20 protein-coding genes and 1 pseudogene are annotated in these 20,810 nt (G+C 66.0%); 9 read left to right on the top strand and 12 right to left on the bottom strand.

Going from position 1 to position 20,810, the window contains the following annotated elements; genetic code table 11:
- Positions 1-76: 76 nt before the first annotated feature.
- Complete coding sequence (locus Y706_RS0111000; protein ID WP_028276628.1) at positions 77-469, bottom strand: VOC family protein; 393 nt, start codon at positions 467-469, stop codon at positions 77-79.
- 48 nt (positions 470-517) lie between these two features.
- Here Y706_RS0111000 and ligD point away from each other — a divergent pair, with 48 nt between their 5' ends.
- Positions 518-1,762 (top strand): non-homologous end-joining DNA ligase, encoded by a 1,245-nt coding sequence (ligD, locus tag Y706_RS0111005; protein ID WP_028276629.1) that lies wholly within the window; start codon positions 518-520, stop codon positions 1,760-1,762.
- Positions 1,763-1,816: 54 nt separating this feature from the next.
- Here ligD and Y706_RS0111010 read toward each other — a convergent pair whose 3' ends face one another.
- A complete protein-coding gene (locus Y706_RS0111010) occupies positions 1,817-2,236 on the bottom strand; it encodes a nuclear transport factor 2 family protein (protein WP_028276630.1) in 420 nt (139 codons plus the stop codon).
- A 550-nt stretch (positions 2,237-2,786) separates the two neighbouring features.
- On the opposite strand from Y706_RS0111010, the gene Y706_RS0111015 reads away from it, so the two are divergent.
- The 3 genes and pseudogenes from Y706_RS0111015 (at position 2,787) to Y706_RS0111025 (ending at position 5,379) form a co-directional block, all read left to right on the top strand.
- Positions 2,787-3,599, top strand: a complete 813-nt coding sequence (locus tag Y706_RS0111015) for an MBL fold metallo-hydrolase (protein ID WP_028276631.1) — start codon at positions 2,787-2,789, stop codon at positions 3,597-3,599.
- A gap of 150 nt (positions 3,600-3,749) precedes the next feature.
- Positions 3,750-4,768, top strand: a pseudogene (locus tag Y706_RS24985) (NADPH:quinone reductase).
- 62 nt (positions 4,769-4,830) lie between these two features.
- Positions 4,831-5,379, top strand: coding sequence for a TOPRIM nucleotidyl transferase/hydrolase domain-containing protein (locus tag Y706_RS0111025; protein ID WP_043436016.1), 549 nt, complete (start codon positions 4,831-4,833; stop codon positions 5,377-5,379).
- A gap of 56 nt (positions 5,380-5,435) precedes the next feature.
- On the opposite strand, the gene Y706_RS0111030 is transcribed toward Y706_RS0111025, so the two are convergent.
- From Y706_RS0111030 to Y706_RS0111070, 9 genes are all read right to left on the bottom strand, one after another.
- A complete protein-coding gene (locus Y706_RS0111030; protein ID WP_028276633.1) occupies positions 5,436-6,953 on the bottom strand; it encodes an aldehyde dehydrogenase family protein in 1,518 nt (505 codons plus the stop codon).
- Positions 6,950-7,687, bottom strand: coding sequence for an HD domain-containing protein (locus Y706_RS0111035; protein WP_028276634.1), 738 nt, complete (start codon positions 7,685-7,687; stop codon positions 6,950-6,952). The genes Y706_RS0111030 and Y706_RS0111035 overlap by 4 nt, the downstream gene beginning before the upstream one ends.
- A 40-nt stretch (positions 7,688-7,727) precedes the next feature.
- Complete coding sequence (locus Y706_RS0111040) at positions 7,728-9,041, bottom strand: NAD(P)/FAD-dependent oxidoreductase (protein ID WP_043436017.1); 1,314 nt, start codon at positions 9,039-9,041, stop codon at positions 7,728-7,730.
- Between the two features lie 2 nt (positions 9,042-9,043).
- Positions 9,044-9,364 carry a 2Fe-2S iron-sulfur cluster-binding protein gene (locus Y706_RS0111045; protein WP_028276636.1) on the bottom strand — a complete coding sequence of 107 codons (321 nt, stop codon included), beginning with the start codon at positions 9,362-9,364 and terminating at the stop codon, positions 9,044-9,046.
- 45 nt (positions 9,365-9,409) lie between these two features.
- Positions 9,410-10,171, bottom strand: a complete 762-nt coding sequence (locus Y706_RS0111050; protein ID WP_028276637.1) for an SDR family NAD(P)-dependent oxidoreductase — start codon at positions 10,169-10,171, stop codon at positions 9,410-9,412.
- Positions 10,164-12,050, bottom strand: a complete 1,887-nt coding sequence (locus Y706_RS0111055) for a PEP-utilizing enzyme (RefSeq protein ID WP_028276638.1) — start codon at positions 12,048-12,050, stop codon at positions 10,164-10,166. The genes Y706_RS0111050 and Y706_RS0111055 overlap by 8 nt, the downstream gene beginning before the upstream one ends.
- 68 nt (positions 12,051-12,118) lie before the next feature.
- Positions 12,119-13,306 (bottom strand): PEP/pyruvate-binding domain-containing protein, encoded by a 1,188-nt coding sequence (locus Y706_RS0111060; protein ID WP_028276639.1) that lies wholly within the window; start codon positions 13,304-13,306, stop codon positions 12,119-12,121.
- A 6-nt stretch (positions 13,307-13,312) separates the two neighbouring features.
- Positions 13,313-14,590 carry a cytochrome P450 gene (locus tag Y706_RS0111065; RefSeq protein WP_028276640.1) on the bottom strand — a complete coding sequence of 426 codons (1,278 nt, stop codon included), beginning with the start codon at positions 14,588-14,590 and terminating at the stop codon, positions 13,313-13,315.
- A gap of 151 nt (positions 14,591-14,741) precedes the next feature.
- Positions 14,742-15,536, bottom strand: coding sequence for an IclR family transcriptional regulator (locus Y706_RS0111070; RefSeq protein WP_028276641.1), 795 nt, complete (start codon positions 15,534-15,536; stop codon positions 14,742-14,744).
- A gap of 164 nt (positions 15,537-15,700) precedes the next feature.
- Here Y706_RS0111070 and Y706_RS0111075 point away from each other — a divergent pair, with 164 nt between their 5' ends.
- The 5 genes from Y706_RS0111075 to Y706_RS0111100 all read left to right on the top strand — a co-directional run bounded on the left by Y706_RS0111075 (position 15,701) and on the right by Y706_RS0111100 (position 20,332).
- Positions 15,701-16,174, top strand: a complete 474-nt coding sequence (locus Y706_RS0111075; RefSeq protein ID WP_043436018.1) for a MarR family winged helix-turn-helix transcriptional regulator — start codon at positions 15,701-15,703, stop codon at positions 16,172-16,174.
- Positions 16,171-17,154 carry a zinc-binding alcohol dehydrogenase family protein gene (locus Y706_RS0111080; protein ID WP_253906769.1) on the top strand — a complete coding sequence of 328 codons (984 nt, stop codon included), beginning with the start codon at positions 16,171-16,173 and terminating at the stop codon, positions 17,152-17,154. Before Y706_RS0111075 ends, Y706_RS0111080 begins: the two co-directional genes overlap by 4 nt.
- Positions 17,155-17,306: 152 nt before the next feature.
- Positions 17,307-18,503, top strand: a complete 1,197-nt coding sequence (locus Y706_RS0111085) for a luciferase domain-containing protein (protein ID WP_084476075.1) — start codon at positions 17,307-17,309, stop codon at positions 18,501-18,503.
- Between the two features lie 449 nt (positions 18,504-18,952).
- Positions 18,953-19,543 carry a TetR/AcrR family transcriptional regulator gene (locus tag Y706_RS24995; protein ID WP_043436019.1) on the top strand — a complete coding sequence of 197 codons (591 nt, stop codon included), beginning with the start codon at positions 18,953-18,955 and terminating at the stop codon, positions 19,541-19,543.
- Positions 19,544-19,690: 147 nt separating this feature from the next.
- Positions 19,691-20,332 carry an NADPH-dependent F420 reductase gene (locus Y706_RS0111100; RefSeq protein WP_028276645.1) on the top strand — a complete coding sequence of 214 codons (642 nt, stop codon included), beginning with the start codon at positions 19,691-19,693 and terminating at the stop codon, positions 20,330-20,332.
- Positions 20,333-20,430: 98 nt separating this feature from the next.
- Here the strand turns inward: Y706_RS0111100 and Y706_RS25000 are convergent.
- Positions 20,431-20,810: DUF1801 domain-containing protein (locus Y706_RS25000; protein WP_253906770.1), on the bottom strand; the 380-nt coding region annotated here is incomplete at its 5' end.

Consider the following 20,810-nt stretch of genomic DNA (forward strand, 5'->3'; position numbering starts at 1 on the left):
CAGCCGCGGGCAAGCCCTTCGACGCCGGCAGCGAGGAGGGCACTTAGAGCGCCCCGGGTGGGCAAGCAAGGACGTATCACGAGGCGATTCCGGGCTGGTAGGTGCCGGCGCTCCATTCCTGTCCTTGGGGATCGAGCACCCGGCAGCGCCGGGCGCCCCATTGGGTGTCTTCGGGCTCGATCACTGAGGTTCCGCCCGCGGCGAGGGCCTTCTGATGAAATGCGTCGACGTCTTCGACCAGGAGATACAGTCCCTGGCCGGTCGACTGGCCGATAAGTGGCGGCCGCTGGGAGGCGGCATCGCTACTTGCCACCATTATCACCGCCTCCCCCATGGAAATCTCGGCGTGCAGCACTGTCCCTGCGGGGCCGTCCTGCCGCTGAATAACGTCAAATCCCACGGCCTGGAGCCAGTCCAGGGCTGCGGGTGCGTCACCGTAGCTGAGATAGGCGAATAACTTGGCGTCCATGCCGGAATGCTATTCCCAAGCGCAGCCGTCCGGAACTAGCGTGGCGGAATGAACTCGTCGAAGACCCCCGCCGAGATCCTCAACATTGCCGGCAACGAGGTTCGCATCTCGAGTCCGGACAAGGTGGTGTTCCCCGAACCCGGACTGACCAAGCTCGACCTGGTCCGCTACTACCTCACCGTCGCCGACGGTGCACTACGGGGCGCAGGCGGCCGGCCCATGGTACTCAAGCGCTTCCCGAAGGGGATCGGCGCTGAGCCGTTCTTTCAGAAGCGCGTGCCTGAAAACCACCCCGACTTTATCGACACGGCAACGCTGCACTACGCGTCCGGAACATCTGCCGAAGAGGCCGTCATCCGGGATGCCGCGGGCTTGGCGTGGGTCGTGAATCTTGGATGCCTGGACCTCAACCCGCACCCCGTGCGTGCAGAGGACCTCGAGCACCCGGACGAGCTCCGGGTCGACCTCGACCCGATGCCGGGGGTCGACTGGGCGCAGATCGTCGATGTCGCCTATGTCGCGCGGGAGGTGCTCGACGACGTCGGACTGGTGGGGTGGCCGAAGACGAGCGGTTCGCGGGGACTCCACATCCTCGTGCGCATCGCGCCTCAGTGGTCGTACCGCGACGTGCGGCTCGCCGCCGAGACCCTCGCCCGCGAGGTCGAGAACCGCGCTCCGGGCCTCGCCACCGCGCGGTGGTGGAAGGAGGAGCGCGGCGAGAGTGTGTTCGTCGACTTCAACCAGAACGCCAAGGACCGCACCGTGGCATCGGCGTACTCGATCCGGCCCCTGCCCGATGCCCGGGTCTCGACTCCGCTCACGTGGGACGAGGTTACCTCCGCCCGGCCGGAACAATTCACGGTGCCCACGGTGCTTGAGCGCTTCGCGGCGATGGGCGACCCACACGCCGGGATCGACGACGCGGCAGGGACGCTCGACAGGCTCATCAGTCTGGCTGCCGGGCTCGGCCCCGCCGAGAAGCCGCCGCGCGGCGGCGAGGGCCTGGGGCGCCGGCAATCGGTAATGCCGCTCATCGAGGTGGCACGGACCAAGACCAAGCCCGAGGCGCTCGCGGCGCTCGAGGAATGGAAGACCCGGCATGCGGACCTCATATCAGCCCTGCATCCCGCCGACGTACTCGTCGACGGAATGCGGGGATCGAGTTCGCTCTGGTACCGGGTCCGGGTGAACCTGCAGCACGTCCCGGAAAATGAGCGTCCGCCGCAGGAGGAGCTCATCGCCGACTACGACCCCTGGGCGGGCAAAGAGTGGCCGGGGCGCCCTGGATCCTGACCGCCGGCTCCTGAACACCGTCCTGACACCGGCTCCTGACACCAAGGACGGGGCTCAGGCGTCCTGGGGCTTGTCCGGCTGCGCCAGGGTGTCTGCGTGGCGATGGGCGACCTTCCATTCGCCACCCTCGCGCCGGTAGACCTGGGTCACGCGCAGTGTGTAGTCCCTCGGCTCTCCGTTTACCGAGGTGCTCGTATGCTCGTACCCAACGGTGTAGGCCATGTCCCCGATCACGTCGGCAGCAATCACCTCGTGCGTGTATGACGTGCAATCCGAGAAGGATGCTTCCAGCTGATGGAAGATGCGCCCCACGTCCTCGGGACCGCTGCCGGACGTCCACGCGCCGAGCACGGTAACGGGCTCCCTTCGGGACCAGATGGCGAACCGCGGCCCGGCGTCGCCGTTATGCAGGGCGGTCTCGGCGTCCTTGAGACGCGACCCAACCCAGGCCATGAAGTCATCCCGCTCACTCACGTCGGACCTCCAAAGGGCTCACTGTCCGTCAACGGCAGGATAGGTCCATCGCCGTCCAGGCCGTCCCGGCCCCGCCATCCTAAGCGTGCCTCGTGGTGGCTGCAAGGGTTGGCGTGACTTCTGCCCCGGGCCAGCTGCGGGCCAGAGGCCTCGTCTCGATTCCAAGCTTTCCGCAAGGGGGTTCAGGCAAGATTCGGTCCGAGAGTATCCCAATTGATTGCGGGGTGGTTGTTATGGATGAGAAACCGAGACGGAAACTCTCTGCCCTATTTTGGGTGGTTTCCGTTACCGTTCTGGGAGCACTTGGGGCATTGGGCTGGTATGCGGTGAACGTCATAGCCGCCCTGTTGTCCCCGTCGGTGCGTTGAAGTCGATGCGTTGAATATGTCTCGACGCTCCTGATACCCAATTCGACGCACACTCGGATTGCGGGATCCATTTTGCGGTTGCCATCGCGGCCGGTTGATAGCGGCATCCGCTTCCCGACGACGTCGGGCACGCTTACGGTGGGCAAGAGGAGCAGGACACAAGGCCTTAGAAGGGACCCACCATGCTGATCTGCGCAACTTGCGCCGTGGAACACGACGAACCTGCCCCGGGGGTTTGCCCGATCTGCGCCGATGAGCGGCAGTATGTGCCCGAGGACGGACAAAAGTGGCTCACACTGGACGGGCTGGCGCAGGAGGGCCAGCAAACGGTGTTGAAGGAGAACGAGCCGGGCCTTGTCGGGATCCGGACGGAGCCAAGAGTCGGGATCGGCCAGACCGCCCAGCTTGTGGCGACACACGAGGGTTCGCTGTTGTGGGATCCGGTCGGATATGTCGACGACAGAGCTGTGAAGGCAGTGCTCGAGCGGGGCCCGGTCCTGGCGATCGCTGCCAGCCATCCACACATGTTCGGCGTGCAGGTCGAATGGTCGCATCGGCTCGGCGGCGTCCCCGTACTCGTGGCCGACGCAGACCGGCCATGGCTGGGGCGCAATGATCCGATCATCGAATACTGGTCCGGCAGTCAAACCATCGCAGAAGGGTTGACCCTGCACCAGACCGGGGGCCATTTCCCGGGCAGCGCGGTGGTGCACTGGGCTGCAGGAGCCGGTGGCAAAGGAGTTCTGCTGACCGGTGACAGCGTGTATCCGAATCCAGACCGTCGCTCCATCGCCTTCATGCGCAGCTACCCGAACCACGTGCCGTTATCCGGCGCGGTGGCGGAGCGAATCGCCGCACAACTGGGAGAGCTCAAGTTCGACCGAATCTATGGCAACTTCAACAATGTAATCGCGTCCGGCGCCAAGGCCATTCTGCACGATTCCGCACAACGGCACGCTGCTTGGGCGCGCGGCGACTTCGACCATTTGACCTGATCCGTCCATTTCCCCTTTTGCGTTAGCGTGGGATCAAGCGCCGCAATAGACGTCAGAGGTATCCGAGCCATCATGGCGACAGGAGGACCCCCGGGTTCTTACGGCGCCCTCATCCCTTCCCCCTATGAAAGCCGAAGAAGCGGAGTAACAGTGAAGGCCATCGTGTACGAAAAGACAGGGCCATCGTCCGTGATGACCCTCCAGGAGAGGCCACTGCCGGCACCCGGACCGGGCCAGGTCAGAGTCCGGGTGGTGGTCTCCGGGGTCAATCCCACCGACTGGAAGTCCCGGGGCGCCGGCGGGAGCGGAAGCATGCTGGAGGCACCAAAAGTGCCCAACCAGGATGGTGCCGGCGTTATCGACGAGCTTGGATCCGGCGTGCCGGGGCTGTCCGTCGGCGATCGCGTTTGGCTCTGGGACGTCGCCTGGGGCGGCACCGAGGGCACAGCCCAGGAGTACGTGGTGGTGCCGGCCGCGCAGGCCGTTGCCCTTCCAGACATGGAATCCTTCGACACGGGCGCATCCCTGGGGATCCCGGCACTGACGGCTCATCGTGCGCTGACCTCCAGCCAGGACGGCCCGGCAAGGCTTTCGCCGGGCGCCCTGGAAGGGCGGGTGGTGCTGGTCACCGGTGGCGCGGGTGCGGTGGGGCACGCGGCAATTCAGCTCGCCCGCTGGGCCGGGGCAACCGTCATCGCGACCGTGAGCGGAAAGGTGAGCTTGCCCGCCGGGCCGGCGCGCACAGTGTGATCAACTACCGCGCTGCCGACGTCCCACAGGCCGTGCATGAGGCAGCCCCTGGAGGCGTTGATACGATCGTCGACGTCAATGCTCCGGCGAACATCGGCAATGACCTCAAGGTGGTGAAGCCGGGGGGAACCATTTCCATTTATGCTGCCAACCCCGGTGAATCCTTGGCCATTCCCATTCGCGAGAGCATGGGCAAGAACGTCCAATTCCAGTTCATCCTCACGTACACCGTGACGGAGCAGCAGAAGGCGGCGGCCGTTGCCGCCGTCGCCGATGCGCTGAAAGCGGGGGCATTGCGGGTCGGCGATGAGCACGGACTGCCCCTCAGCCGTTTTCGACTCGAGGAAACCGCGGCAGCGCACGACGCCGTAGAACAAGGCTTCGTCGGGAAGGTCCTGGTCGACGTGTCCGGCTCCTGACCACGTACTGCGTGTCCGGCGGGGAGCCCGTGACCAGACAATCCGTTCGGCATACTGGTTCCATGCAGGCGACGACGGTGTTGGTCGAAGGTGAGAGTGACCGGCTTGCGGTTGAGACGCTGGCCTTCCGCCATGGCCATGACCTGGCAGCCTTACGGGTGTCGGTCGTTCCGATGGGAGGCGCGACCAGCATCGTCCACTTCCTCGACCGCTACGGACCGAATGGCGCAGGCCACCGGTTGTTGGGCCTGTGTGATGCAGGCGAATCCCGTGGCATCGCCCGCGCGCTGGGCCGGGCAGATATCGGGTCCGGTTCGCTGGCCGAGCTTGGGTTCCACGTCTGTCACGCCGATCTGGAGGACGAACTCATCCGCTGCCTGGGGATCGACGCAGTGCTCAAAGTCATCGCGGCTCAAGGCGAGCTCGCGTCGTTCCGGCTCCTCCAACGCCAGCCGTCACTGCGGGAGCGGCCAATAGCGGCGCAGTTGCGCCGGTTCTTCGGAGGACGCAGCGGCAACAAGATCCGATACGCGCCACTGCTGGTCGACGCCTTGCCGGCCGGACAGGCGCCTCCACCGCTCGCCCGCCTCGTTGCATCATTCCCGCTGTGATCCTACTGTCCAAGAAATGGTTGAATGCCTTCACCGTGCCACCGGCATCCCGCTAGTTACGTGCGGCGGTGGATGGACTTGTAGCTCAGGTACGCGTTCAGGCCTTCCATCCCGTACTCGGTGCCAAGGCCGGAATCGTGCCGGCCGCCAAAGGGGGCCGCATGGTTGGATGCGAAGAAGTTGATGCCCACGGAGCCCGTGTCCATCCGGTCGGCCACGTTCAGGGCAGCCGCCGCGTCCTGCCCGAACACCAGGCCGCCGAGTCCGAACTCGGTGTTGTTCGCCAGCGCGACGGCCTCGTCAACACTGCCATCGGCGTCGTCGTATTTTAGGATGCACAGGACCGGGCCGAAGATCTCCTCGCGGGAGATCCGCATCTCCGGGGTGACGTCGGCGAAGACTGTGGGCTCCACGAAATAGCCGCCCTCAAGGCCACCGCCTAACGACGCCGCTCGCCCCCCGGTGGTGACCCGCGCGCCGTCGGCCACGCCCGACTCCACGTACTCCAGCACGGTCCGGCACTGGGACTCCGTTGCGCAAGGGCCGAACACAGTGTCCGCGTCGAGCGGATCACCCTGCTTTCCGGCCGCAATCGTGGCCGTGACCATCTCCACCACTTCGTCATAACGGCTCGCGGGCGCCAGGATCCGGGTCGAGATGTAGCAGGTCTGGCCGGTGTTGCGCATCGACGACCGGATCAGCACCTTGGACATCGCCTCCAGATCCGCATCAGGGAGCACGATGGCGCTGGACTTCCCGCCCAGTTCCAGCGTGACCGGACGCAGCAGTTCCCCGCAGGCCACGGCAATTTTCCGGCCCACCGGCGTCGATCCCGTGAACGCCACCTTTTCGACGCCCGGGTGCTTCACCAGCTGATCCCCCAGCCGGCCGGAGCCGGTTACCAGGTTGACCACGCCCGCCGGAACCCCGGCCGCGGCGACGGCGTCGATAATCACCCGGATGGACAGCGGCGTGGGCGACGCCGGCTTGATCACCACGGTGCAGCCTGCCAGCAGGGCCGGCGCCAGTTTGATGACCACCAGGTTGATGGGGAAGTTCCACGGCGCGATCAGCGCGCAGACTCCCAGCGGGTCGCGCCGGACTACTGACTCGCCGCCGCCGCGCGGGAAGGGGCGGACATCCTCATGCTCAAGGTACCCGGCGAGGGTGGCGAAGTACCGGAAGATACCGGCCGCGTTGGCTGCCGCCCCGGCGGATTCGGACACCGGTGAGCCGTTTTCCCTCGAGTTCGTCAGGGCAAGCTCCTGAGCCCGATTCTCCACCTCCTCAGCAATCCGGAGAAGGTAGTCGGCGCGTTCAGACGGGGTAAGCCGGGGCCACTCCCCCTGAAAGGCGCGCTGGGCAGAGCCGACGGCGGCGTCCAGGTCTTCCGGCGTTCCGTCCGGCACCGAGCCCCACACTTCGCCCGTAGCGGGGTCGGTCACCGGGTTGCGGCCGGTGCTCCGCGAAGGCTGCCACGCGCCGTCGACAAAGATCGTATCCACATGCGTATGCGGCAGGGACAGCTCCGTCCGGGCTGTCAGGGCAGGAGCATCATGCGTGGCGGAGGTCATCGGATCACCGCCGTCTTAAGAAGGGCGTTGGATCGGTTAAGGTCCGCGGCGGCCATATCGTGGGCGGCCTGGGTGATGAGTTCGGGCACGATCTCGGTGGCCAGTCTGTCGGTGTACGTGGCCGGGTCCATGGCGAACCACGTGGAGGCGAGGGCGATACCGGCGCGGTCGAAGCGCCATAGCCTGTCGGCATCGCGCATCAGGGCGTCTTCCAGGGAGCGGGCCACCGGCCGGGTGTCGTGGCCGTCGATGATCTCGCAGACGCGCTCAATGAATTCGGTGGAGTAGCCCAGGGCGGGGAGCACCCGGCGGGCCACGTCGCAGCCCTGCTGCTCGTGTTCGTAACGGATGGCGGCCTTGCGCCAGTCACCGGTGAAGCCCTCGGATATGATGCGGGATTCATCAACGTGGGCCCAGCCAGTGTCGTGCAGCACGGTGGCCACGCGCACCAGTTCAGCGTCGGCGCCGGGATAGGCCCGGCACAGCCGTTCGGCGTAGGCCAAGGAAATCGGCAAGTGGATGTCGTTTCCGCGCGTCCGCGTCTCATGGACCACGGCCTTCCACAGTGCGTCGAGTTCCTGAACGGCAGCCGGGGTATTGCAGATCGCGGAGGTGTCTACCGGACCAGCCGCGGGAACAGGCCGGACGCTGTACTCCGCGGCAAAGGCCTGGGCCGGGACGTCCACCGGTTTAGCGGCGGGGCTGGCTGCGACCGGAGTCTTGGGGGTGCTCATAATGCTCCTTCGGGTGGGCCGGCGTACTGTCTGAGTGCAGTTAGCTGTCCGTGGTGATGGTCTTGAGTTGCGTGGCGGGGTCCGCCGCGGCGTCGGCAGGGATGTTCTGGCCCTTTGCCAGTGCGTTCTTGACGGCCATGAAGTCCAGCGGGGCGTTGACGCAGTCCGCGGCGATGACCTGGCCCTGGCGGTAGTACAGGACGCTGAACTTCCCGCGGTCCTCGTCCCGACGGAGTACCGTCTGGTCGTAGCCGTTGCACAGTCCGGCGATCTGCAACTTGAGGTCCGCCTGATTGGACCAGAACCAGGGGATGCCGGCGTATTCCTCGCGCCGCCCGGTCAGCGAGTAGGCGGCCACCTTCGCGTGTTCGATGGCGTTGTTGACGCTTTCCAGCCGGATCCGTTCCCCCGGCTCCGACCCTGGCACCGGGTTGGGCATGTTGGCGCAGTCGCCGATCGCCACCGTTGTGCCGTCCGAGGCCAGCGCGAAGCGGTCCACCACAATCCCGTTGTCCACCCTCAGCCCGAGCTGTTCGGCCAGCTGGGTGTTGGGAATGACGCCGATCCCCACGAGCACAATCTGAGCGGAGAGCTCTGTGCCGTCCTGGAGTTCTACGCCGGCGACCGCGCTACCGCCCTCGCTTGCTGTGAAGCGCTTGGCGCTGGTGTTGAGCCGGATGTCCAGGCCGCGGGAACGGTGCGCCTGCAGGAAGTACCCGGCCGTCTCATCTCCCACGGCCCGGCCAACGAGCCGCGGACCGAATTCCAGAACCGTGACGTTCTTGCCCATCTTCCGCAGGCTGGACGCGGCCTCCAGTCCGATGAACCCGCCGCCGATCACCACCACATCCGTGGCATCCCCCACCCGCGCCTTGAGTGCCAGCGCGTCGTCGGCGTTGCGGAGGTACAGCACGCCGTCGAGGTTCCCGCCCTCAATCTCCAGCTTGCGGGCCCGGGCTCCGACCGTGAGCGCCAGCCGCTTGAAAGGGAACTGTTTTCCGGAGGAAGAATGCGCGACCCCGGAGCCGTCGGGTTCCTTGTCGACCCGGACGATGTATTCGCCCTTGACCAGGGCCACGTTGTGTCCGGCCCAGTAATCGTTGGAGCGGAAGATCAGTGATTCGCTCTCGACCGTGCCCTGAAGGAACTCCTTGGACAGGGCCGGGCGCTGGTAGGGTCGGTGGTCCTCGTCGCCGAGCAGGGTGATGTGTTCGTCGAAGCCGAGTGCCCGCAGCGATACAGCAAGCTGGACCCCGGACTGGCTGGCGCCGATGATCAGGAGCCCCGTGCGCGTTGGAGAGCTTTGGTCCGCGACGAGGGTGTCAGTTGCCTGCTCCAGTGCTTCCGCGCCCATCGCTACACCTGGGTTTCCGGGGTGGTGACGAACAGCTCCACGGCGTCTGTGAGCCGGAGCTGGCAGGACAGCCGCGAGTTGTCCTCACGGTCGACGGCCGTGCCGTAGAGCATTTCGTCTTCCATGTTCTCCATCGGCGGAAGCTGCGAAAGGCAGTCCTCGCGGACGAAGACATGGCAGGTAGCGCAGGACAATGAGCCGCCGCATTCGGCGACGATCCCGGGGACGCCGTTGCGGACGGCCGTTTCCATGACTGAATCGCCGGGGTTTCCCTGGACGTCGCGGACAGCGCCCCCGGCGTCGGTGAAATGAACCGTTGGCATGTGGTTCTCCTTAGGTTGAATCGGATGATGGCAGGAAAGAGCGCCTCAGATGAACTGGCGGCCGCCGTCCACCACCATGGTCTGGCCCGTGTAGTAGGAACTGTCCGGCCCAGCCAGGAAGAGGGCCGCGCCCACGACGTCCTCGGGCTGGCTGGCCCGCTTGATGGCCCCGCGGTCCACACCGTAGTTCTCGGCGTTCTCCATCAGGCCGTAGCTGGCTTCGGTGAGCGTGAAGCCGGGGGCGATCGCGTTGACCGTGATCCCCCGCCGGCCCAGTTCCTTGGCCATCACCCGGGTCAGGGCCACCACGCCACCCTTGGACGCGACGTAGTGGAGCCACTGTTCCGAGCCGCTGAAGATCGTGGCGCTGGAGAGGTTGATGACGCGCCCGCCCTCGGGCAGGTACGGGCTCGCCGCACGGGTCACGAGCCAGGGGCCCTTGAGGTTGACGTTCATCACCAGGTCCCATTCGGCCGGGTCGATGTCCTCGAACGGGCTGCGGGTCACCCCCGCGTACACCGCCGCGTTGTTGAGGACGACGTCGATGCTTCCGTTCCCGAAGTCCGCACAGTCCCGTGCCAGGATCTCAGTGGAGTCCACGCTGGTGACGTCCGCCGGGAAGGCGGCGGCCTCGGCGCCGAGTTCGCGGACCAGTTTGGCCGTCTGCTCAGCGCCCTCGAGGTTGATGTCGGCCACCGCCACGCGGTAGCCGCGGCCGGCAAAGCCGAGCGCAAACGCCCGGCCCAGCCCGCCGGCGGCACCGGTGATCAGGACGGTCCTTGCAGCCGGCGCGTTCAGCTCAGACATGACTGTGGCTGTGCGCGTGGGCGCCGGGTCCGGTGACCAGGAGCTCCGGTTGGTCGGCATCGAGGATCTGCACGGTGCCCTTGGTCCCGTCCACCCGGAGCCGCTGGCCGGTCTTGATGGTGGTGGAGGCGGAACCCGTTCCGGTCACCGCCGGAAGACCGTACTCCCGGCAGACGATCGCCGCGTGGCTCATCATGCCGCCGATGTCCGTGACCGTGGCCTTGATCTTGCCGAAAATCGGGCCCCAGGACGGCGCGGTGACGGTGGCGACCAGGATCTCGCCCTGCTGCACCTCGGAGAGCTGGTCCGCGTCGGTGATGACGCGGGCCAGGCCCTCCACCACGCCCGGCGAGGCAGCCATGCCGCGCAGGCCCCCGCCCTCCACTTCCTCGCCGGCGCCCAGCCACTGCTGGACCTGCTCGGTGGTGATGCCCCACAGCATCCGGGTAAAGGGTTCGGTGATGGATTCCGGCGGGGTGTTCAGCGCCGGGGCAGGGCGGGCGGTCTTGAGCGCGTCCACGATTCCGCGGCGGCGCTCGATCTCGGCCGGCCAGTAGTCGGGACCGATCGGCTTGGCACCGACGCCCCAGCCCGTGACCAGGTCGAACAGCGCGTCGCGGACCTCGTTGCGGCCCAGGTAGAGGAGGTCGTCCGGTTCGGTCCAGAAACCCTCGGCCTGCATCATGCGGGACAGCTCGCGGATCTTGCGCCAGAAGACGCCCATGGTCCAGTGCTCGATGTAGAAGTTGTGGTTCTCCACGTACGGGTAGGCGGTGGCGGCGAGCCCGCGCTTGGCGTCGAAGAGGGCCTGGTTTTCGCCTTCGAGCAGCTCGCGGTATTCCTCGATGATGCGGTCGCGTTCTGCGATGAGTGCCTCCACCGGCCGCATGATTTCCTGGCCCTCGTCCACGCGGCGGATGTAGTCCGCGATGTAGCCGAGCGGGATTTCCTGGTGTTCGTTCCAGTACTTGTCGTGGCCGTAGAAGCCGTTGCCCACGGTGAAGTTGAACCACGGTTCCTTGGCGCCCTCGTACTGGGCGATCCAGCGGTCCCCGCCCGGGGCTGCGGCGATGGCAGCCAGGGTGGCCTCGACGTCGTCGGCGTGACTGGTGTTACGGAAATAGGGCTGCAGATGCAGTTCAACGGCGAGCTTGGCGAGCTGCTTGAGTTCGTCATCCGGGCGGAAGAGCTCCATGTCCACGCCTTGCACCATGGTGGCGATGGACTGGTCCGGGATATTGGGGAAGACCTGCTTGCAGAAGTTGAAGAAGTCCAGGTAGGCGATGTAGCCGAGGTTGAGGAACTCGAAGTGGTACTGCCAGTTCTGGTAGGCCAGCTGGATGAGCCGGTCGTAGCTTTCCAGGAGCTTCTCGGAGCCGTCCTTGCCCTTGCCGGAGAGGATGTCTTCCATGGGGACCAGGTCCGGGAGCCTGGGGAAGGAGATGGTCTCCATCTCCTCGATGGTGCCCTTGACCTTGATGTGCCACTGCTTGAGGAGCTGGTCCCAATTCTGGAAGTAGTGGCCAACGCGCTGTTCGAACAGGGGCACGCGGGCGGCGATCTGGTCTTCCGGCACCGGGATGGGGGACATGTAGAGGTAGCCCAGGTGGACGCGGAACTCGATGCCGTTGGCGTTGGGGATCATCAGGTGCCGGGCGTTGTACTGGCCCAGGCACTTGACCGCGAACTCGCCGCCGATCGTCTCGAATGGCTTGAACACGGTGGGCCAATGCTGGCTGTCGCAGAACCAGAACTTGGCGTCCTCCTGCTCCTTGAGCTTGTCCTGGAAGACCAGATAGTACGGGTAGATCTTTTCCCAGCCCTCGGCCCCGGCGGGGACCGCGAGCTCGGAGGGTTTGGGGAAGGACTTCAGGGACATGGCGGTCCTTTCAATACGGGCTCGGCGTTGAGCCTGGGTGACGTAGCGGACTAGCGGGTCGGAACGTTCTAGAAGGACGGCTTCAGCAGTGAGGCGGTGATGCTGCCGAGGCTAAAGCCGGTGGCGGACGACGGCGCCGGGCCGGCCGGCGTCGTGGTGGCTGGCGTCGTCGGGAAAGCGGGCGCTGCCGCAGAAATGGCGGGGCTGAGTCCGCTGAAGTAGCCGCCGGCTGCCGACGGCACCGTTTGGGTGGCCGCCCCCGGTTTCGAAGAGTGCACCGTTTCCGGGCGGGACTGCAGCAGGAGCAGGTTCTCTCCGTCGGGCAAGTCCGCATCGAGGGCCCACTCGATGTCCTGCGGGCACTTGTAGTGCTTCTCCGCGCGTTTGGCCATCTGAGCGACGGCGGTGAGCTCGGCGCCGGTGAGGCTGCGGCGGCCGCGGCGTTCGGCGTCGACCTCCCGCTCCACCAGGCGGCCGGCAACGGCGTCCGGGACGAGTTCGGCGTGCTTGTCGCCGAGGTGTTCGGAGACGACCGCCAGCGTGACCTTGTCCAGCATGATGTTGTCCGGCGTGACCTGGCCGGAGACCACCATCTCCCCCACCCCGTAGGAGGAGTCGATAGTGATCTTGGAACGGTCGCCGTTGGTGGGGTCCATGGTGATGGCGACGCCGGAGACCCGTGCGTTGACCATCTTCTGCACCACGACCGCCATCGAGAGGCCCTCGTTGGGGATGTTGTTCTTGAGCCGGTAGATGATCGCGCGGGATGTGAAGAGCGAGGCCCAGCACTGGCGGATGTGCTCGGTGACGGCCTTGACGCCGTCAAGCCAGAGGTAAGTGTCCTGCTGGCCGGCGAAGGAGGCATCCGGCAGGTCCTCGGCGGTGGCGCTGGAGCGAACGGCCACCGGGACCGGCGACTCAAAGCGGGACATCAGGGACGCGTAGGCGGCGACGGTGAGCTCGCGCAGGGCCTGAGGCACCGCGCGGGAGCGGATGTCCGCCCGGATCGCGGCGGACACCCTGTCCACCTGGCCCATGTCTTCGGGGTCCAGTCCTGCGAGGAGCTGGTGGATGTCCCGTGTGATCCCGGCTTCCTCCATGAAGGCATCAAACTGGGCAGTGGTGACCACGAAGCCGGGCGGGACGGGCATGCCGGCGGAGGTCATGGTGACCAGCGAGGCCCCCTTGCCGCCAAGGTTTTCGAGCTTCGGTTCGATGCCTCCGTCGAAGAACTGGACGTATTCGTTGCTCTGCATATTTTCTCAGGCCTTCCAGGTGACGGGGACGGTCTCGGGGACGCGGAAGGAAAGGTTCTCGCGGAAAGCGATGGCTTCCGGATGCTCCAGCTGCAGCCCCGGGGCGAGCCGGACCACTTCCTCGAGGGCGATCTTGGCCTGGAGCTTGGCGAGCATGTTGCCCAGGCAGTAGTGGATGCCGAACCCGAAGGACAGGTGCTCGCGGGCGTTGGGGCGGGTGATGTCGAAGTCCTCGCCGGCGTCGAACTTGTTCTCATCCCGGTTGGCTGAACCCATGAGGAGCAGCAACTGCGCGCCTTCTTCAATGGCGACGCCGCCAACTTCGGTGTCCTTGAGGGCCTTGCGGCGCCAGCCGACGATCGAGCCGGCGTAGCGCAGGACTTCGTCGATGGCGGCGGGAATTTTTTTCGGGTCCTCCACCAGCTGCTTCCATTGCTCGGGACGGGCCAGGAGTTCGCGGAGGGCGTTGGAGATCAGCGTGGTGGTGGTCTCGTGGCCGGCGAAGAGCAGGCTATAGAGGACGGAGGCGATCTCGTGGTCGGAGATTTCCGCGCCGTCCTGCTGCGCTTTGACCAGGTCCGCGGTGAGGTTGTCGCCGCCTTCCTCGTGAGCCACCCTGACCAGCCGGAGGCATTCCTGCCAGTACTCCACGAGGTTGTGGGCGTGCGGGATCTGTTCGTCGTCCGTGAGGTCGCCCCACGTCATGGCGGCGCGGGAATCGCTCCAGCGCTTGAAGGTGTCGACCTGGGCTACGTCTGCGCCGATCAGGGTGAGGATGGTGATGGTGGGGACGTCGTAAGCAAGGTCCTTGACCATGTCGCCGCGGCTTTCCGGCCGGGCCAGCATTTTTTCGAGCAGTCCGACGACGTTTTGCCGGATGAACGGCTCCAGGGCCTTGTAGCGGCGGGGGGTGAAGGCCTTCTGCACCACGGCGCGGATGCGGGTGTGCTCCGGCGGGCGGCGGGCGGAGAGGCCCGAGTAGGCGGTGAAGCCGCCGTCGTCCATGATCTTCTTGGCCGCGGCACCGCGTTCGCGGACAGGCGCCTGGGCGTTTTCGCTGGAGAAGGTCTCCCAGTCTTCAAAGACGGCCTTGATGTCGTCATAGCGGGAGACGACGTAGAGACCGATCCGCTCGTCGAACATCACGGGCTGCTCGGCCCGGAGTTCGGCGTAGGCGGGGAAGGGATCCTTCATCTGGAACGGCTCGTAGCCGTGGTGCCCTGTAGGGGCTTCGGCGCCGTGTCCGAAGGGACAGCGGCCGGCCGTTTCAGTCGACGATGACATCTGGGCTCCTTGGTTTTCCGGTCCCGCTGGCAGCAGCAGTGCATGCCGGGGGTTCTTCCACCAGTGTGGCCCCCGTCACCTCAGGATGGCAGGAAAGGCTTCCACTGAGCGGAAGCCACTTTGCCGCGGGCCTGCAGCTGCAGGGTTCGGCCTAGTCCGATGCCGCGGTGTGGCTGCCCAGCAGCGTTTCCAGCGGGATCCGCGCGGTGGCGCGTTCGATCTGCGCCGAGATGCCCCTCAGGACGGGAAGGTGGCGGCTCATCGTGGCGGCCTGGCTCGTGGGAAGCACCAGGCCGATCGCGGCGCCGATCCTGCCGGTGTGGAAGACCGGGACGGCGATGGAGCACGAGCCCAGCCGGACTTCCTCGAGCGTAGTGGCGTAGCCCTGCTCCCGGATCTGGGTCAGTTCGGCGGCCAGTTTTCTCGGGTCAACGTGGGTGTGCGCGGTGTGCCGCTCGAGCTGCCGGTTCAGGTAGGCGTCGCGGACCCAATCCTCCTCGAAGGCCAGGAGGACCTTCCCGACGGCGGTCGCATGCATGGGCAGGCGTCCGCCGACGCGGGAAGCGCGGGGCAGGCGCTTGGAGCCGTAGACGCGGTCAATGTACAGCACCTCGTGGCCGGACCGGACGGCCAGGTGCGCGGTTTCGCCCGTGAGGGAGAAAAGATCCTGGATGTACGGGCGCGCCGCGTCGCGGAGCTGCCGCCCGGTGTTCTGGGCAAGCTCCCAAAGGCGGATGCCCAGCTGGTAGCGGCCGTTGGGCTCGCGGGAAAGTAATCCCCAGTCTGTGAGCTCGTTGACGAGCCGGTGGGCGGTGCTCAGGGGCAGCCCGGATTTTTCGGCGATTTCCGTCAGGCTGAGGGCACCCCGGGACTTTTCGAAGGCTTCCAGGATGGAGAGCACCTTCGAGGTCACAGTCCTACCGGGCTCACTGCTGCCGCCAGCCATCAAGGCTCCTCTGCGATATTGGCCCATCGTCGATGGTCGCCGGGACGTCCGATCAGAGTCTAGCCCTCGATCAGGAGCGAACGAGTCCCCCACAGGCTGCGGCCGACCGACAAGTAGAATCCGGGGAAGTATCTTCCATGGAATCTAAATGCTAGTCTTGATCCATGGACACCAGAGCCGGCCAGACTAACTTCTATCCTCTCTTCAGCACGCTGACCCGACTTGAAACCGAGCTGTGGGATGCGGTCGACGCCCGCGTGCGCCAGGAATGCGGACTTCCCCTCGGCAGGTTCGAGGCGATGGTCGTCGTCTCCTCCCTTGGCACGTGCAGGGTGTTCGACATCGCGTCGGCGCTGGCCATCACCGTGGGCGGCGCCAGCAAGCTGGTTGACCGTGTTGAGGCGGCGGGGTACTGCTCGCGGAAGATAAACCCGGGCGACCGGCGCTCCTCACTCCTTGACCTCACGGAAGAAGGGAAGGCGGTGGTCGCCCGGGGCCGCGCAGTGATCGAGGCCGAACTCGACAACTGGTTCACCCCGGCCCTGAGTCCGCAGGAGACCGCCACCCTGCTCGACCTCCTGGCCCGGCTTCGCAGCGCCCAGCGGCCCTCCCTGGACTCCAAGGCGGACGGTCAGTGAGCGGCGGCACCATGCGGGCCGTGGTGCTGGACGGCCCAGGGCCGGCCGAGGCGCTGGTCATTCGCGACCGACCCATCCCCGTGCCGCTGCCGGGCCAGGTGCTCATCCGGGTCCGGGCGTTCGGGCTCAACCGCTCGGAGCTGCATACGCGCCTGGGCCTGGCCCAGGGCGTCACGTTGCCGCGCGTGCCCGGGATCGAAGTTGTCGGAGAGGTGGCCGACTCCCCCGGCGGCGAGTTCCGCGCCGGGCAGAAGGTCGCCACCCTGATGGGCGGCATGGGCCGCGTGTTCGACGGCGGCTATGCCGAGTACACGTGCGTGCCGGCCCGGCAGGTCATTGCCTTCGAATCAGAGCTGCCCTGGTCCGTCATCGGCGCCATCCCTGAGATGCTGCAGACCGCCCACGGCTCCCTCTCCATTGGCCTCGATATCCGGCCCGGTCAAAGCCTGCTCATCCGCGGCGGAACCTCGTCCGTCGGCATGGCCGCCGCAATACTTGCCAAGCGCCGCGGGCTCACCGTCCTGGCATCAACGCGCGACGAAGCCAAGCGGGAAGCGCTGGCCGCGATCGGCGTCGACCATGTCCTGATCGACGACGGCGACCTCGCCACCGCCGTGCGCCGCATAGTCCCCCACGGCGTGGACGCCGCCCTCGAACTCGTCGGCACCCCCACGCTGCCCGACACGTTGCGCGCCACCCGGATCCACGGCGTCGTCTGCTTCACCGGGATGCTCTCAAACCAGTGGACGGTTCCCGACTTCTATCCGATTGACTACATTCCGCGGGGCGTCCGACTCACCTCCTACACAGGCGGCGCCCCCGACCTCCCCGGCGGCGTGCTCCAGGAATTCCTGCAGGCCGTCAGTGACGGCACCGCGATGGTCCCCATCGGCAAGGTCTACACCCTCGATGACATCGTCCGGGCCCACACGGACATGGAGGAAAACCGCGTCAGCGGCAAACTCGTCGTCACCACGTAAGACCAACAGCCGGCAGTGAATCCTTGTTCCCCAGCGACTGTTGCGACGCCCCGCTGATTCGCAACAGCCGCTGGGGGAATACGCGACGCGCCATAATAGTTGAAGCTTCAAGAGAGACTAATTGTGTCCAACACCCACGAGCAGGAGCATTCATGCGCATCTCCGAGAAGTCCACCGATCTTGACGGCCTACACCCGGGCACCTCGGCAGTGGCGGCGACGGCCGGGTCTTCCGACCCTGTTGCTCCCCTGGTGGTGCTGTTGCACGGCCGGGGTTCAAGCGAGCGCGAGATCATTGCCCTCGCCGACCACCTGCCGCCCGGCCCCGCCTACGCCGCCGTCCGGGCACCGATCCCAGAGGGCGGCGGCTATGCATGGTTTGCCAACCGTGGCATCGGCCGTCCGGTCGCCGAGTCGCTGACGGCATCCATGGCGTGGTTCCGAACCTGGCTCGATACTGTCGCCCCCGCAGGCCGGCCGGTCGTGCTCGTCGGCTTCAGCGGGGGTGCAGCATTCGCTGGCGGACTGGTCCTTGCAGATCCGCAACGATTCTCCGGTGCGGCTATTCTGTACGGCACCTTGCCGTTCGACGCCGGCGTCCCGGTCACGCCGGCCCGGCTGGCAGGCCTTCCGGTTTTCGTCGCTCAGGGCGACCAGGACAAAGTCATCCCGCCGGAACTGCTGGACCGCACCTGGAACTACTTGCTGACGGATTCCGCCGCCCCCGCCTACGCCCGCCGCGACCCCGGAGGGCACCAGATCAGCGGCCAGACGCTCCGTGAACTCGGGGGCTGGATCCACGAGCGGCTGTCGTTCCTGGCTCGTTCCGGAGCGGATGAAGGCACCACCGGCGGACACTGGTCGGCCCTGCCGGACGGCACTCTTTCCCACAGGGCCGGTCAGCGTCCCACCGTGTCATGGACAATCCCGCAGGAACAGCGCACTGACAATGCGCCAGTGGACCTTCAGGAAAAGTTGTTCGCCAGGATCAGTTCGCTCGCCGGAGTCTCGACTTCGCAGTCCGTTATCTCCGTTCCAGGCGCGCGGGGCCTGATGATAAAGCCGGAACCTGACGCACCCAAGGATGCGTTCCTGGTTCCCTCAGCCGGGGAGTTTGCCCACCAGCACCCGTCCCACGACGGTTCCCTCCACCTGGCCCTGCCGCCCCAACTGGCCGCGGACGCAATCGCCAAGGGCTGGGCAGTGGCCCACCCGCTGGCCGGCATCCGGCTGGCTCGAGGCATGGTCATGGTCTACGGGCCCCGCGACGAGAATGAGCTGCACGTGGTCGCTGCAATGGTAGAGACCAGTCACGCCTACGCCACAGGCCCCGACGCCGACAGGCTGTAACTTCCGGCAGGCCGGCCCCGATCATGCACCCCGGTGTGGCTCGCGAACCCGCGCATGGCGTTTCGCATTGTGCCGCGCCCGAGTGCGCGTGGCAACGTGGCCCAGCTTCGCCTGGAGCAGAAGAAGGCGGGGAACGGCGAAGTAGACGGCAATGGGAACGACCACAAGAGTGAGCGTAAAAGCCCGCAGGACCGGGGGCCACCCCGGCGCCAATGCGGCCAAAATACTCATCCCGATCGCGGCCAGCGGAAAGATCGCCACCCAGGTGATAGCAGCCCTTACATGGACGGATGCCATACCGACGGTTCGGTGATGATGCGCATCCGTTTCGTCGGCCGCTAGCGCTTTACCCTCGTGTTCCACTTAATCTCCAAACGTCTGGTTGGAATTGATGCTACTGCGCGACGTTTTGCAAAAGCAAACAAACGGTTGGAGATAGGATGGGGGCCATGGCCTGGGACACTGACGCGACGCAGAAAAAAATCCTCGATGCCGCAATCACCGAGTTCTCCGAACGGGGCTTCTCCGGTGCGCGCATCCATCAGATTTCGCGAATCTCCGGGTGCAACCGCGAGCGGATTTACTTCTACTTTGGCGGCAAGGCCGGACTCTTCGAAGCGGCGCTCACCCGCGAACTCGCCACCGCCCTGGACGACCTTCCGGTCGCCGGCATGGGTCCTGTTGCGATCGGGGATTTCGCGGGACGATACTTTGATTTTTCCAGGAGCCGCCCCAGCCTCGCACGCCTTACCTTTTGGGAGGGACTTGAGCAGGGACATCCGGTAGGAGCCGAGGCCCGCACCCTCCGCTCGGCGAACAAAGTCACCGAGATCCGGAATGCCCTTCCGGCCTTGAGCGAGGCGGCTGCGGAAGACCTGCTCCTGACCATCGTCACCCTATGCCACGCCTGGGTCTCGAGCCCGAATGTCCCCCTCGTGATCACCGGACCGCCGGACGAAGAGCGCAGGCGCGCATCCATCGCGCGCACCGGCGAACTGCTCGCTCAAGATGCCGTGGATGCGGCCCAGCGGCCGTCATAGGCACGAACACCCCGTTCCGTTCGAAGAATTAGTTGACGCTTCAACTTTCCTGACGTACATTTAGTTGTAGCTTCAAGCATCAATCCCCCAAGAGAACAGAATCTGATGAAAACCCTCCTGGCCCGCATATTCGGAAAGAAGACACCCATGACGAACCTCACCATCATCGGCAACGGCAACATGGCCCGCGGGATCGCCACCCGAGCACTCGCCGGCGGCCTGACCGTGGAGGTCCTCGGACAGGACATCACCAAAGCGCAGGAACTGGCCGCCGAACTCGGCGCCGGCGTCACCTTCGGGACCACGGCCGAGGCTCCGCAGGGCGCCATCGTGGTCCTCGCTGTCCCGTTTGACGCCGCCAAGAACGTCGTCAGCGCCTACGGCGAGGCCTTGACCGGCAAGACCATCGTCGACATCACCAACCCGGTGAACTTCGAGACCTTCGACTCCCTGGTCGTCGAGCCCGGCACCTCCGCCGCCGAAGAAATCGCGCAGCTTGCCCCCGCAGGCGCCAACGTGGTCAAGGCGTTCAACACCACCTTCGCCGGCACCCTCGTCGCCGGAGAGTCAGGCGGACAGCCCCTGGACGTCTTCATCGCCGGCGACAACGCGGACGCCACCGCTGCCGTGAGCAACTTCGTCAGCGCCGGCGGCATGCGCCCCCTGGTGGTCGGACCGCTCAAGCGCTCCCGGGAACTCGAAGGCTTCCAGTTCGTCCTCATGACCATGCAGGCCAACCCCGAGTTTGCCGACTTCAACTGGGACACCGGACTTCAGGTCACCAAGTAACCCGGACTGCGATAGGCGTCAAAAAATAGACGCAAGAGGACGACGGCGGGAAGGATCCGCCGTCGTCCTCTTGTTTGCCTCGGCGGCAGGCCTCCGGTTCAACGCTTCTTGCCCCCGACACCCGGCACGGACGCGACCTGCTTCATCCACGCCGCGATCTGGCGTTCGTCAACGTCGTCCATGGATTTGAGCTCTACACCCCGCGTCGACCTGCCCATCCCCACCGGTGTCACCGGCGGTACAGGCTCGAGCGCTGCGCCATTCACAAACATGAGCTTGACATGGCCAGCGAAACCGCCGCAGCTGAAGCACCACCCGTCGCCGACTCCGTAGTAGGACATGCCCCACTTCACTGAGCGCCGGAGGCCGGGCAGTGTCTTTGCCGCCAAAGCATCGACCGCTTCGGCGATGCCCCGCTGCGGCTGTGGCAGGCTGGCGATATATGCGAAGACCGGCTTGTCGCCGACCGCCGCTTTCG

The organism is Arthrobacter sp. I3, assembly GCF_000520575.1.
GTDB lineage: Bacteria > Actinomycetota > Actinomycetes > Actinomycetales > Micrococcaceae > Arthrobacter > Arthrobacter humicola_A.